At 57.1% G+C, this 14,578-nt stretch carries 8 protein-coding genes; 3 read left to right on the top strand and 5 right to left on the bottom strand.

All coding sequences use genetic code 11. The features are described from left to right. Nucleotide 1 precedes the first annotated feature (1 nt). From KUF54_RS03430 to KUF54_RS03420, 3 genes are read right to left on the bottom strand one after another with little or no spacing between them, the layout of a single operon-like run. On the bottom strand, nucleotides 2-3,187 hold the full coding sequence (locus KUF54_RS03430; RefSeq protein WP_219345261.1) for an efflux RND transporter permease subunit: 3,186 nt from the start codon (nucleotides 3,185-3,187) through the stop codon (nucleotides 2-4). After that, nucleotides 3,184-6,378 carry an MdtB/MuxB family multidrug efflux RND transporter permease subunit gene (locus tag KUF54_RS03425; RefSeq protein WP_219345259.1) on the bottom strand — a complete coding sequence of 1,065 codons (3,195 nt, stop codon included), beginning with the start codon at nucleotides 6,376-6,378 and terminating at the stop codon, nucleotides 3,184-3,186. Before KUF54_RS03425 ends, KUF54_RS03430 begins: the two co-directional genes overlap by 4 nt. 24 nt (nucleotides 6,379-6,402) lie before the next feature. Continuing rightward, the gene (locus tag KUF54_RS03420; protein ID WP_219345257.1) at nucleotides 6,403-8,211 is read right to left on the bottom strand and encodes an efflux RND transporter periplasmic adaptor subunit; all 1,809 of its coding nucleotides are present in this window, start codon (nucleotides 8,209-8,211) and stop codon (nucleotides 6,403-6,405) included. A gap of 692 nt (nucleotides 8,212-8,903) precedes the next feature. Between KUF54_RS03420 and KUF54_RS03415 the strand changes: the two genes are divergently transcribed. From KUF54_RS03415 to KUF54_RS03405, 3 genes are all read left to right on the top strand, one after another. Continuing rightward, on the top strand, nucleotides 8,904-9,524 hold the full coding sequence (locus KUF54_RS03415) for a TRAP transporter small permease subunit (protein ID WP_219345255.1): 621 nt from the start codon (nucleotides 8,904-8,906) through the stop codon (nucleotides 9,522-9,524). A 19-nt stretch (nucleotides 9,525-9,543) separates the two neighbouring features. After that, a complete protein-coding gene (locus tag KUF54_RS03410; RefSeq protein ID WP_219345253.1) occupies nucleotides 9,544-11,391 on the top strand; it encodes a TRAP transporter large permease subunit in 1,848 nt (615 codons plus the stop codon). A gap of 322 nt (nucleotides 11,392-11,713) precedes the next feature. Next, nucleotides 11,714-12,013: a hypothetical protein gene (locus KUF54_RS03405; protein ID WP_219345251.1), complete on the top strand. Its 300-nt coding sequence runs from the start codon at nucleotides 11,714-11,716 to the stop codon at nucleotides 12,011-12,013. Nucleotides 12,014-12,090: 77 nt separating this feature from the next. Here KUF54_RS03405 and KUF54_RS03400 read toward each other — a convergent pair whose 3' ends face one another. Next, nucleotides 12,091-13,173, bottom strand: coding sequence for a TRAP transporter substrate-binding protein (locus KUF54_RS03400; RefSeq protein ID WP_219345249.1), 1,083 nt, complete (start codon nucleotides 13,171-13,173; stop codon nucleotides 12,091-12,093). Nucleotides 13,174-13,345: 172 nt separating this feature from the next. Further along, nucleotides 13,346-14,428 (bottom strand): TRAP transporter substrate-binding protein DctP, encoded by a 1,083-nt coding sequence (gene dctP / locus KUF54_RS03395; RefSeq protein ID WP_219345247.1) that lies wholly within the window; start codon nucleotides 14,426-14,428, stop codon nucleotides 13,346-13,348. Nucleotides 14,429-14,578: the final 150 nt, after the last annotated feature.

The following is a 14,578-nucleotide window of genomic DNA, read 5'->3' as shown; positions in this document are numbered from 1 at the left end:
CTCACTTCACCTCAGCCACAGCAGCTGTAGCCGCTGCATCCACGCCTCGGCGCTTCACCTTGGGAGCGCGCGAAAACTGTCGCATTACGCGGTTTCTTGCCCTATCCAGCAACACATAAACCACGGGCGTGGTGTAGAGCGTGAGCAACTGGCTCAGCAGCAAACCACCCACAATCGCAATACCCAGGGGTTGGCGCAGTTCGGCTCCATCACCCTTGCCCAGCGCCAGCGGCAGCGCGCCAAAAAGCGCTGCCATGGTGGTCATCAAAATGGGGCGCAGGCGCAGATGGCAGGCTCGGTAAATGGCCTGCGCCGCCGTGGCGTGGCCGTCTTTTTCGCGCTCCAGCGCGAAGTCAATCATCATGATGGCGTTCTTCTTGACCAGCCCTATCAGCAAGATCACGCCAATAAAAGCGATCAGCGAGAACTCCGTCTTGAACAGCATCAGCGCCAGCAGCGCGCCAACTCCTGCGGATGGCAGCGTGGACAAAATCGTCAGCGGATGCACCAAGTTTTCATACAAGATGCCCAGCACCAGATAGATGGTGATGATGGCCGCCAAGATTAAAAGCGGCTGCCCAGCCAGCGCCTGCTGGAAGGCTCCTGCCGAGCCGCTGAAGCTGCCTCGAATGGACACGGGCACACCTAGCTCGGCCATGGCATTGCGAATCGCATCATTGGCCTGCGACAGCGACATATTGGGCGCGAGGTTGTAGCTCACCGTACTAGCCGGTGTACCGCCTTGGTGCTGCACTGAAAGCGGCGTGGTCGATGTCGTGATCTTGGCAAAGGCGGTCAGCGGAATTTGCTGACCCGCACCATTCACAAAGAAAAAGCCGCGCAATGATTCTGGGCTCTGCAGATACTGGGGCGATGCCGTCATCACCACCCGGTACTGGTTGAGTGGGTTGTAGATCACGCCGACTTGGCGCTGGCCAAAAGCATCGTTTAAGGTGTTATCGATTTGCGAGACCGTCAGCCCCAAACGCGCGGCCTGATCGCGGTCAATCACCAGCATGGTCTGCACACCGTTGTCTTGAACATCGCTGTTCACATCGGCCAGCTCAGGCAAGGTCGAAAGAACTTGACGAATGCGCGGCTCCCACAGGCGCAGCTCGGCCGTGTCGTCAGCCTGCAGCGTGTACTGATAGGCCGACATGCTTTGCCGCCCGCCAATGCGCACATCGCTTTGCGTCATCATGAACAGGCGTGCGCCCGGTTCATCTTTGAGCTTTTCACGCAGGCGGTTGATGACTTCATCGCTGGATACTTTGCGCTCGGCCATGGGCTTGAGCGACATGAACATATTGGCCGAGTTGGCCTGCCCGCCGCCGGTAAAGCCGGTCACATATTCCACCGCCGGGTCTTGCTGCACCACATCCAGAAAGCGCTTGATGCGCCGTTCCATGGCCTGAAAAGACGTGGACTGGTCCGCACGAATAAAGCCCATGACACGTCCCGTGTCCTCGCTGGGCATAAAGCCTTTGTCGATGGTTTGGTAGAGGTGAACATTCAGGCCAATCACCGCTACCAAACTGAGCAGTACCACCGGTTGATGGCGCAGGCCCCAAGCCAGGCTGCGGCGATACAGCGCAGTGAGCTTTTTCTCAAAACGGTCTAGGCTTTGAGAAACACGCAACCAAAACGCATCCCAGCGCCCCGCAAAGGGGCGCGTTGAGCGCTCAGCACGTCGACGCGCCTCTTCTTCGGGCGTGCGCAGCAAGGCCGCGCACATCATGGGCGTGGTGGTCAGCGAAATGACCATAGACACCAAAATCGCCGCCGACATGACCACCGCAAATTCACGAAAGAATCGGCCCACGACACCGGCCATGAACAAAATGGGCACAAACACCGCAATCAGCGACAGGCTCATGGAGACCACGGTAAAGCCAATCTCTCGCGCGCCTTCAATCGAGGCCTGCATGGCGCTTTTGCCGCGCTCCATGTGTCGCATGACGTTTTCAAGCACCACGATGGCGTCGTCCACCACAAAGCCTGCGGCAACCGTCAAGGCCATCAGAGAGAGGTTGTCCAGCGTGTAGCCGCACAAATACATGATGCCGAAAGTGCCCATCAGCGACGCGGGCACAGCCACGGCAGGAATCAGCGTGGCGCGCAGGCGGCGCAAGAACACGAAGACCACCATGATGACCAAGGCGATCGACAGCAGCAGTGCGTTTTGCACCTCTTTGACCGAGGCGCGCAAGGTAGGTGTGCGGTCCGAGATCACCGTCACATCAATGGCTGGGTTGATAGAGGCTTTGAGCTGCGGCAGCAATGCGCGCACCTTGTCTACAGACTGCAAAATATTCGCATCAGGCTGTTTAAACACCTGCAGCAGCACGGCGGGCTTGCCGTTCATCACGCCGTAGTTGCGCACGTCTTGCACAGAGTCCGTCACATCCGCCACATCAGACAAACGCACGGCGTTGCCGTTGTTCCAGCGCAGCACCAGCGGCGCATATTCTGCGGCCGTGCGGGCCTGATCATTGGTCGCCACCTGCCAGTATTGGTCATCACGCTCTACCGCACCCAGCGGGCGGTTGGCGTTGGTAGAACTGATGGCAGTACGCACAGAATCTAGCGATACGCCTTTGGCTGCTAGCCGCACCGGGTCTAGCTCCACACGCACGGCAGGCAAGGCTCCGCCATTGATAGAGGCTTGGCCCACGCCCTCCACCTGCGCCAGCTTTTGGGCAAGCACGGTGGAAGCTGCGTCATACATCTGACCGCGGGTCAGCGACTCAGACGTCAGCGCCAAAATCATGATGGGCGCGTCCGCCGGGTTCACCTTGCGGTAAGTCGGGTTGCTGGGCATGCCCGAGGGCAGCAGCGTGCGCGCCGCGTTGATGGCAGCCTGCACATCATGGGCGGCGCTATCGACCGTGCGCGTCAAATCAAACTGCAACGTGATGCGCGTGCTGCCCATGCTGGAGCTAGACGTCATCTCGTTGACGCCCGCAATTGCGCCCAACGCGCGCTCAAGCGGAGTGGCCACGGTGGCTGCCATGGTGTCAGGTGCGGCACCGGGCAGGCTGGCAGTGACAGAAATCGTCGGGTAATCCACCTGTGGCAAGGGCGCTACGGGCAGCAAAAAGTAAGCCACACCGCCTACCAGCGCCATGCCAATAGTCAGCAAGATGGTGGCAATGGGGCGAAAGATGAAAGGCGTGGAAATGCTCATGGCTTTGTTCCACCCTGCTCACCCATGACTTCCGCTTCTGAATGCGGCATATGCTTGACCGCAGGCAGGCCGCGCTTAACGCGCCAGTTCTCGGCCCAGTTCTCAAAAGTCAGATAGATGACGGGCGTGGTGAACAGAGTCAGCAACTGACTCACCAGAAGACCACCCACCAGAGTTACACCCAGCGGTTGGCGTAGCTCGCTGCCCACACCGCTGCCCAGCATCATGGGCAAGGCACTCAGCAAGGCGGCCAGCGTGGTCATGATGATGGGGCGAAAGCGCAGCAAGCAAGCCTGATAGATGGCATCGCGCGCATTCATGCCCTCTTCACGCTGGGCATCGAGCGCGAAGTCAATCATCATGATGGCGTTCTTCTTGACGATACCAATCAGCAAGATAATGCCGATGATGGCAATGATGTCCAAATCAAGCCCTGCTATCAATAATGCCAGCAGAGCACCCACACCCGCCGACGGCAAGGTCGAGAGAATCGTGATCGGGTGAATCGTGCTTTCATACAGCACGCCCAGCACGATGTACATGGTGATGATGGCGGCCAACACTAAAAGCAAGGTGTTGGACAAAGATGCCTGAAACGCCAACGCTGCGCCTTGGAACTGAGAATCTACGGACAAGGGAATTTCGCCGGAGTTACGCAAGGCTTGAATGACTTGCTTGGCGGCATCCACCGCATGGCCCAGCGATACACCTTGCGCGGTGTTAAACGAGATGGTGGCAGCTGGCAACTGGCCCACATGGTTCACCGCCAGCGCCATAGGGCGCTCCGTCACCGTGGCAATCGACGACAGCGGCACAGGTGCGCCGCTGGAAGATGCGGCATAAATCGTCTGCAGCGCCTCGGGGCCTACCTTGAACTGCGGCGCGACCTCCAGCACCACACGGTATTGGTTGGACTGAGTGAAGATGGTGGAGATCAAACGCTGGCCAAAGGCGTTGTAGAGCGCCGAGTCCACCGATGCCACCGTCACGCCCAAGCGACTGGCTTGTGCACGGTCGATCTGCACATAGGCTTGGCGGCCCTGGTTCTGCAGATCGCTGCTCACGTCCAGCAATTCAGGCAGTTGCTGCAGTTTCTCCACCAAAGCCTTGGTGCTGGCAGTCAGCTGCGCCATATCGGGCGAGGACAGCAGCAACTGGTACTGCGTGCGCGCTTGGCGGTCTTCAATCGTCAAGTCTTGCACAGGCTGGGCATAAAGGCGAATACCGGGCACATGCTGCGCATCTTCAGCCATGCGCTTGAGAACGACAGGCAATTGATCGCGCTGGCCGTGGGGCTTGAGGTCGATCTGAATACGGCCCGTGTTGAGCGTGGTGTTGGTGCCATCCACACCAATAAAGGACGAGATGGAAGCCACGGCAGGGTCTTTGAGCAATTGCTCGGCCAGCGCCTGCTGGCGCTCGGCCATGGCAGCGAACGAGATGGACTGATCGGCCTCCGTCGTCGCAGCAATCGTGCCTGTGTCTTGCTCTGGGAAAAATCCTTTGGGCACGACGAAATACAGCAGCACGGTAATGGCCAGTGTCGCCATAAATACCAGCCAAGTCAGCTTGCTGTGGTCCAAAACCCAAGTGAGCATGCGGCCGTACTCAGCAACCACCTTGTCAAAAAAGCGCGCAATGGCTGCGCTTATGCCTTTCGATTCTGCGATTTTCTCGGCTTCGGTCTCAGCCTCTGGCTTGTGGCGCAGCAAGCGCGCGCACAGCATAGGCGTGAGCGTGAGCGAGACCACAGCCGATATCAGAATCGCCACCGTCATGGTGATAGCAAATTCATGGAACAAGCGCCCCACCACATCGCCCATGAACAGCAGCGGAATCAGCACCGCGACCAGCGAAATCGTCAGTGAGATGATGGTGAAACCAATTTGCTTGGCGCCTTTGAGCGCGGCTTGCATGGGCGGCTCACCCTTTTCGACATAGCGGGCGATGTTCTCGATCATCACAATCGCATCGTCCACCACAAAGCCGGTGGAAATCGTCAACGCCATCAGCGTGAGGTTGTTGATGGAGTAGCCGGCCAAATACATGACGCCGAAGGTGCCAATCAGCGACAGCGGTACCGCCACACTGGGAATCAACGTGGCCGAAGCACTTCGCAGGAACAGGAAAATCACCATTACCACCAGCGCAATGGCCAAACCCAACTCAAACTGCATGTCTTCTACCGAGGCACGAATGGTGACAGTGCGGTCGGTCAATACGTTCACATCCACCGAAGCGGGTAGTGTTTCTTTCAACTGAGGCAGCAAGGCCTTGATGGCATCCACCGTGTCGATTACGTTGGCACCGGGCTGGCGGCGGATATTCAAAATCACAGCCGAATTAGAGCCCGTTTCAGGCGTACCAGCCCAAGCGGCCAGACGCATGTTTTCGGCGTCATCCACGGTCTGCGCCACATCCGACAAACGAATCGGGTTGCCGTTTTTAAAGGCGATGATGAGGTTGCGGTATTCCGCCGCAGACTGCATCTGGTCATTGGCATCAATGGTGGATGCCCGGTTCGGCCCGTCAAAGCTGCCCTTGGCAGTCTTGACATTGGCCGCTGAGATGGCAGAGCGCACATCATCGAGCGTCATGCCAAAGCTTGCCAGTGCAGCGGGGTTGGCCTGTATGCGCACCGCAGGGCGGCGTGCACCAGCAATGGCAACCAAACCCACGCCCTTGACCTGCGAGAGCTTGGGCGCGAGCCGGTTCTCCACCAAATCATTGATCTTGATGACAGGCAGTGAAGGCGAGCTGATGGCCAGCGTCAGCACCGGCGCATCGGCCGGGTTGACCTTGCTGTAGAGCGGGGGCATGGGCAGGTCGCTGGGCAGCAGGTTGCTACCGGCATTGATGGCTGCTTGCACCTGCTGCTCAGCCACGTCCATGGACATATCCAGCGAGAAGCGCAGGTTGATAACCGATGCGCCGCCAGAACTGGTGGAGGACATCTGATCGAGTCCCGGCATCTGGCCAAACTGCCGCTCCAGTGGCGCGGTGACGTTAGATGTCATCACATCCGGGCTAGCGCCCGGGTACAAGGTGGTGACCTGAATCGTGGGGTAGTCCACCTCGGGCAGGGCCGAGATGGGCAATAGTCGATAGGCAAGAATGCCTGCAATCAGCACCGCCACCATCAGCAAGCTGGTGGCAATGGGCCTGAGAATAAAGATGCGCGAGAGATTCATAGTGGTCGCAGCTTGTGCCTATGCTCAGCGGCCTGCGCTATTTGCGCCACCATTTACACCGCTATTCGCATTACCACTGGCGCCGCCATTGGCTTCACGCTCGGCACGCATTTTCTGAAAGAAGGCTTTGCGCTCCTCGGGCGACATGGCATCCAGCTTCTCGCGCTGCTCGGGTGTTAACTGGGGGCGTCCGCCTTCACCACGATTTTCACCGCGACCTTCACCACCCACTTCTAGACGACCTTCTGCGCGACCCTCTCCACGACCTGCAGCAGCTGGTTGAGCCTGTGATTTTTCAGTCTTAGCGGGGGATTCTGCATTGCCCTTGCCTTGCCCATCGGCGGCACGTGGCGACTCGCCAGCACGGCCTTCAGCGGGTGTTCCATTGGGTGCGCCAACAAATGCCCCCGAAGGTGCGCCATCAGGCCCCCCCTTCGCACCGCGCTCAGCGCGCAGCTTCTGGAAGAAGGCTTTGCGCTCTTCAGGCGTCATTTTGGAAACCTTCTCACGCTGCTCAGGCGTGAGGTTACGCATGCCGCGCGGTTGGCTGGCAGCGTCTTGCACGGCCTGATCGACCTTCTTAACCTTTTCAGAATCCACAACGGTGACCTTGGCACCTTCGCGCAAGCGATCAATACCGTCAGTCACCACCTTGTCGCCCGCCTCCAACTCACCGCGCACGCTAACAAAGTCGCCATCCGTCACCCCAACTGTGATCTTGCGCTGGGTCACCGTTCCATCCGCCTTAACCAAATACACATAGTTGTTCTGCACCGCATTTGCAGGCACTGCAATCACTTGATCGAGCTGGCGAACCTGCAGCTTGACGTTGACAAATTGGTTGGCGAACAACCTGCGCTCGGCATTGTCAAAAGCGGCTTTGGCTTTGACAGTGCCGGTGGTTGTGTCGATGGTGTTGTCCAGCGCATTGAGCAAGCCCTTAGCCAAAATTTGCTTTTGCTCCCGGTCCCACAGCTCTACAGGCATGGGCTTACCGGCACTTAATTGCTCGGCCAGCGTGCTGACATGGGCTTCTGGGATGGAGAAGACCGCATCAATGGGCTTGACCTGCGAGATGGTCACCAGTCCATTGACATCCGATGGGTTGACCACATTGCCCAAATCCGCCTGACGCAGACCCAGCCGCCCGGAGATAGGCGCAGTGATCTTGGTATAGCTCAGCTGCAGCTTGGCGGCATCGACTTGGCCTTTGTCTGCAGCCACCGTGCCTTGCAGTTGGCGCACCAACGCCTCTTGCGTATCGACTTGCTGACTGGCAATGGAGTCTTGCGCAAGCAAATCTTTGTAGCGCTTCAAATCTAGTTGTGCATTTTTAAGCTGCGCCTGATCACGCACTAGGGAGCCCTGTACCTGTGCCAAAGAAGCAGCCAAGCTGCGCGGATCAATCTCAGCCAACAACTGACCTGCCTTGACCTCATCACCTTCCTTAAAGTGCAGCTTGAGCAACTCGCCCGAGACCTTGGCCCGCACCACCGCCGTGGCTCGTGGGTTCATGGTGCCAATCGCGCTGATGAGCACGCGCATGTCGCGCTGCTCCACCACACCGACCGATACCGGTTGGGCCTGCCCCGCACCGCCGGGGCCACCCTGCCCCATGCGACCACCGCGCCCGCCTGAGCCTGCTCCAGCCCCCCCTGATTGAGGTGCTACTTGTGCCGCTGCATTCTGCCCTACGCCCTGTTTGTGCGTGTACCACCAGTAGCCACCACCCGATGCAGCTAAGGCCAAAACAACGGCGGCCAAGATAGCTGGGCTGGCCTTACCCAGCTGTGAAGTTTGAAAAGTTTGAGTCAAAGTAAGTGTGCTGGGCATGGTGTGAGCGCAGGAAGTGCAGGCCTGAATTGCCGCAATGGTATCGATTTGCAATTGACTCTTGGGTCAGGATGCACCTCATTTGCCAGCATTTACCCCGGCTTTACTTTGGGTAGGTACGGTCTGTTGAGGATTTGCTCGAAGTTGCGAAAGATGCAGGCCGGTTGCCAATCTAGGCGTGCAACGCAGTGCGGGCGCTACCCCGCACAAGGAGCTCAACAACGAGTTCCGACCCGCAGGCGTCCATGCCTTCGATCAAATTCTTAACAAACCTAAAGTCGAACTGCGTAAGCAGCGCTGACTTCACGCCACTTACATCGGCTTTTTCAGGCGGCATGACAGGCAGCGACCTGCGCGCCAACTGACGCAGATCAATTACCTACTGGCTTTCCCTAGGTGCTCAGCCCTAATGCGCATAAATGACAGCTGGCGCACACTACTTTTCAGCTCATTAAAAAGCGGGAAATATTGAAACAAAACAAGCCTCTACTGCTTTATTCAATTGGACTCAAAGCTCTTGAAAACATAGCAAAAATCACTGATGCTCATCCACCACATTCAAGGTGTGATTTGTAAAAAATTAGATACCAGCATCCTTAAAATCGCTTCTTTAGTTAGAACACGCAGATCGCTCTTTGAGGCTTACCAGCCAAAAGCCAAGCGACAACCACAGCCTACTTTTTGGAGACACCATGCAGGCTTTACTCGCCCTCTCTATGGGCATTGACAGGCTCAATGCCTTTATCGGCAAATACTCCATCTGGCTGATATTTGCTGCAACCTTCATCAGCGCCGCCAACGCCATCGTTCGTAAAGTCTTTGACATCAGCTCCAACGGCTTCCTCGAAGTGCAGTGGTACCTGTTCGCTTGGTCTTTTTTGATTGCGGCGGGCTACACTCTGCTGCACCGCGAACATGTGCGCATCGACGTCATCAACTCCCGCCTGTCTAAAACAACACAGGTCTGGATTGACATCATCGGCTTCGCTTTCTTCCTCACACCCCTGTGCCTGACCATTCTTTGGTACAGCACGCCTGTGGCCATTCAGATGTACCAGACAGGCGAAATCTCAGGCAGCCCCGGCGGCCTGATTCGTTGGCCGGTATGGGCCTCTATCCCTGTTGGCATCACACTGCTGATGCTGCAAGGCTGGTCCGAACTCATCAAGCGCATTGCCTTTTTGACAGGCCATGGCCCTGACCCTATGGGCAAGCTGCAAGACAAGAGCGCTGAAGAAGAGCTGGCTGAAGCACTGCGTGCCGAAGCTGATCGCAAACAGGCTGAAGCGATGGCCGCTCAGGCCAGAGCATAAGAAGTAGCGGGAGACATCAATGGAATTTATCGCTACTAACTTCGCCCCCATCATGTTTGCGGGGCTGATCTGTTTCTTGCTACTGGGCTTCCCTGTGGCATTCAGCTTGGGTGCTGCAGGCTTAATCTTTGGCTTTATGGGCATCGAGATGGGAGTCTTCCCATCCTCCGTAATGGCATGGCTTCCCCAGCGCCTGATCGGCATCATGGCCAACGACACTTTGTTGGCCGTGCCCTTCTTTACCTTAATGGGCCTGATTCTTGAACGCTCCGGCATGGCGGAAGACTTGCTCGACACAGTCGGACAGGTTTTCGGCCCTATCCGCGGCGGTCTGGCTTTGGCCGTGATTTTTGTGGGCGCGCTGCTGGCCGCCACTACCGGTGTGGTTGCCGCTTCGGTAATCTCCATGGGCCTGATCTCCCTGCCCATCATGCTGCGCTACGGCTATGACCGCCCTCTGTCAGCGGGTGTAATTGCAGCATCGGGCACTCTGGCGCAAATCATTCCACCCTCACTGGTGCTGATTTTGATGGCCGACCAGTTGGGCAAGAGCGTTGGCGACATGTACAAGGGCGCTTTCATCCCCGGCTTCATGCTGATGGGTTTGTATGTGCTGTGGGTGGTTCTTTTAGCCATCTTCAAGCCCAAGATGGTGCCGGCTCTGCCGATTGAGGCCCGCATCTACCGTGAAGCCAATGGCAACGGCGGCTACATGTCGCTGGCCGTGGTGATGGGCCTGTCCACTATCGTCGCCATCTTCTTGGCCGAGCATATGCCTGACCTGCACACTTGGTGGCAGGGCAAAGAGGTGCTGGAAGTTGCGACCGATGAAAAAATCGTCACTGCCATGTGCGGCGGCACCTTCATCGCCTTTGTGATGGCCTCGATCAACCGCATCTTCAAGCTGGGCCTTCTGTCCAAGCTGGCTGAGCGCGTGACTTTTGTGCTGATCCCGCCATTGCTGCTGATTTTCTTGGTGCTGGGCACCATCTTCTTGGGCATTGCAACACCTACCGAAGGCGGCGCCATGGGCGCGATGGCCGCCCTCATCATGGGCTTTGCACGCGGCCGGTTGAACATGAACCTGCTCACGCAGGCTTTGGGCTCAACCACAAGGCTGGCCTGCTTTGTGATGTTCATCATGATTGGCGCCACGACCTTTAGCTTGGTCTTCCAAGCAGCAGATGGCCCCAAGTGGGTTGAGCACCTGCTGACCGGCCTGCCCGGCGGCCAAGTGGGCTTTCTGATCGTGGTCAACATCATGATCTTCTTCCTGGCCTTCTTCTTGGACTACTTTGAGCTGTCGTTCATCGTTGTTCCATTGCTGGGTCCTGTAGCCGAGAAGATGGGCATTGATCTGATCTGGTTTGGCGTGTTGCTGGCGGTCAATATGCAGACCTCCTTCATGCACCCACCGTTTGGCTTTGCGCTGTTCTTCCTGCGCTCTGTCGCGCCTGATAAGCAGTATGTGGACAAGGTCACACACAAGGTCATCGAGCCTGTGACGACCATGCAGATCTATAAGGGTGCTGTGCCCTTTGTGTTGATCCAGTTGGTCATGGTGGGCGTGCTGATTGCATTCCCCGGCATCGTGACCGGAGCGCTTGATAAACCAGTCGCCGTGGACGTCAACAAGATCGATAGCCAGCTGCAAGATCAGCTCAACGATGCAGGCGGTGGCTACGGTGCGGACAACCCCTTTGGCGCACCTGAGGGCGGCGAAGAAGGCTCAAGCGCCCCTGAAGCCCCCAAGGATGGTAGCCAACCTGCCCCGGATGCCACCGCGCCGAATACTGGCGGCTACGGCTCTGACGATCCAGCTAAGGCACTACAGGAGTCACTGAACGCTGCACCTGCGGCCAAATAAGCGCTGAATGAAAAAAGCCGCAACTCATCAGAGTTGCGGCTTTTTTCTTGTCTTTTCCAATGACTCCACTACGGACGCTGAAGCCTCTTTAAAGCACCATCCAGGAAACACTGATCACCTTACACACTCAAGGCGTCACTTATGAACTCGAGTACAGCCCGGACGCTAGCACCTGCGTCTACAGAGGCCCTCTCAGCCATTCACTACTCACCTGACGAGCACCGATTTTGACTCTGCCCCCTGCAGCACATCGCCACGCTGACGGCTGAACAGCTGCCCTGGCTGTGAGCTGGAATACCGCTCGAATGCCACCGAAGTCAAGGTGCAAAGCATTTCGCCCAGCCAGGCTAGCGAAGACTGGCCCTATCCCGACTACCCTCCACTGCTGCCAAAGCTGTCACTCAAGCTGGCCAGCGCCTACGAGGAAAGCTGGATGCAGTTTTCGCGTCGGCTACCCAACCTGCCAGAAGGCCAGACAGCGACACTAGTGGCCATCGTTCCTGAGCCACGCTCTATCGGCCATTCACTCTGGGGCGAAGCTGGGGATGATGAAGCGGTCTGCGTGGTCTGTGAGTGTGACCTGGCTAAAGGCTTGATACGCAGCTACAACATCTGCAGTTAGGCATAAAAAAACCGCAGCGAACTGCGGTTTTTGTAGCATTCAGTCGAGACCAGATGCAGGCTTGACGCCCATTTCAATCAGATCTTGGCTGTTGCCATGTACTGGTTGAAGGGGTACTCGGAGAAGCGGTTCCACAGAATTTGATCGCGCTGGAAGGCACGCATGTCTTGGTGGATCTTCTTGAACTCAGGGGACTTTGCTTCGTGCTCAGCGAACACTTCCATCGAAGCCTTGAAACCTGCATCCATCAAAGCCTTAGGGAACATCTTCAACTGAGTCTTGTTGGCCACCAAACGCTTAATGGACTGAGGATTAAGCACCTGGTACTTGCTGGTCATGTCTGCAGCTGCCACGCGGGTTGCGGCGTCCAGAATCGCCTTGTTTTCGGGCGACAAAGCGTTGTACTTCTTGATGTTGATGAAGAACTCCAGCTCGGCAGAGCCTTCCCACCAGCCGGGGTAGTAGTAAAAAGGTGCGACCTTGTTAAAGCCCAGCTTTTCATCGTCGTAAGGACCAACGAACTCAACGGCATCCAGAGTGCCTTTTTCCAGAGCTTGGTAGACATCGCCTGCAGGCATGTTTTGCGCAACCACACCCATCTTGGCCATGGCTTCACCGAACACGCCGCCGCCCAGACGCATCTTCAGACCCTTTAGGTCTTCCACGGTCTTGATTTCCTTGCGGTACCAGCCGCCCATCTGGGTGGTCGTGTTACCGGCAGATGCGGTCTTGAAGTTGTACTTGGCAAAGAAAGCGTCCAGCATCTTGCGGCCGTTGCCATGGTCTTTCCAGCCACTCATTTGCAGTGCGGTCAGGCCAAAAGGCACGGCGCAGCTGAAGGCGAAGATGGGGTCCTTGCCGGTAAAGTAATAGGCTGCTGTTTGCGCCATATCGATGGTGTCGCCCTGCAGCGCATCCACCACACCAAAAGCGGGCATCAACTCGCCAGCAGGGTGTACCGAAATCTCGAACTTGCCGCCCGACATGGCCTTGACCAGTTGCGACATTTTTTCGGCGCTACCGAAGATAGTGTCCAGCGACTTGGGGAAGCTGGAAGCCAGACGCCAGCGCACTGCGGCCTGAGCGTGAACAGCAGGAGCTGCACCAGCAGCCAACACACCGGCAATACCGGCATTTTTCAAAATAGAACGACGATCCACTTGTAGTCTCCTTGAGGATGTTATTTGGCTGGCACAGACAACTGATCTAAGCCAGCTTCTCTCATGTCACAAGAACAAAATGTACACGAGCCCCATGCCAGAAGTGCGCTAAAAAGTGACCGTTCGCTTAAGAATTTCTACCTAGTGATTTCCATCAATTCCATGTGTGCGCTTACAAACGTACTGCACTCATATAGCTGGAGTAGCGAAATTCGGAGAACCGGTCCCAGAGCAGCTGATCGTGTTGAAACCCGCGCATGCTGCGGTGAATTCTTCTGAATGTGCTTGACTTGGCTTCATGCTCAGCCATCGTGGTCATTACCGCCTTAAAGCCTGCATCCATCAGCTCACGCGGAAAAGCGCGCAGCTGCACTCTTTCGCTCAACAGCTTTTTCAGCGCTGCCGGGTTGAGCGCCAGATACTTGGCCGTCAAATCCTTCGCCGCCAGCGCCGCCGCCGCCTCGACCATCGCCTTGTGCTCAGGCGTCAGTGCGGCAAAAGCCTTGGTGTTGATAAAGTAAGCCAGCTCAGCCCCGCCCTCCCACCAGCCGGGGTAGTAGTAATAAGGGGCAATCTTGCCAAAGCCCAGTTTTTGCTCGTCATACGGGCCGACAAACTCCACGGCATCTAATCTGCCTTTTTCCAGCGCCTGCTGCGCCTCGCCAATCGGCATATTGAACGCTTGCACGCCCAGCTTTTGCAGCGCATCACCCAGCAAGCCGCCGCCTGCACGCATGCGCAAGCCATGCAGGTCCTGAACGGTTTTAATTTCTTTACGGTACCAGCCACCCATTTGCGTGCCGGTATTTCCCGCACTCAGGCTCTTGATGTTGTACTGGGCATAGAAGTCATCCATGAGCTTGCGCCCACCGCCATACTCCATCCATGCGTCCATCTGCCGGGCCGTCAGCCCAAAGGGAACGGCGCAGCCCAAAGCGAAGCTGTAATCCTTGTCTGTGAAGTAATACGGCGCCGTCAGCGCCATCTCTACCGTGCCGTTTTGCACGCCTTCCATCACACCAAAGGCCGGCATCAAGTCACCCGCGGGGTGAATGCTGACATCAATCTGCCCGCCAGACATCACGCGCAAAGTCTGAGCAAATTTTTCTGCCCCGCCAGAGATGGCATCCAGCGCTTTAGGAAAGCTCGTGACCAAGCGCCAGCGCAGCACCTCTTGCGCCCGAACGGCGGGTGCGACGCCAGCAGCCAGCACACCGGCCATGCCCACATGTTTGACGAGTGAGCGACGATCCATGAATATTTCTCCGCGATAAGTTTGTCTGTGCCGGGCAGCCACACTGAGCTGCACTCAAGCTTTAGCCATTGTAGAAACGCATGCGTCTGGCTGCGCAGCGTTTGCGAGCTGCCGTCAGTTTTCTTTGCGACTTGGCAAGTAAATCAGCAA

The organism is Comamonas sp. Y33R10-2, assembly GCF_019355935.1.
Lineage (GTDB): Bacteria > Pseudomonadota > Gammaproteobacteria > Burkholderiales > Burkholderiaceae_C > Comamonas.
This window is presented reverse-complemented; position numbering and strand designations above follow the sequence as displayed.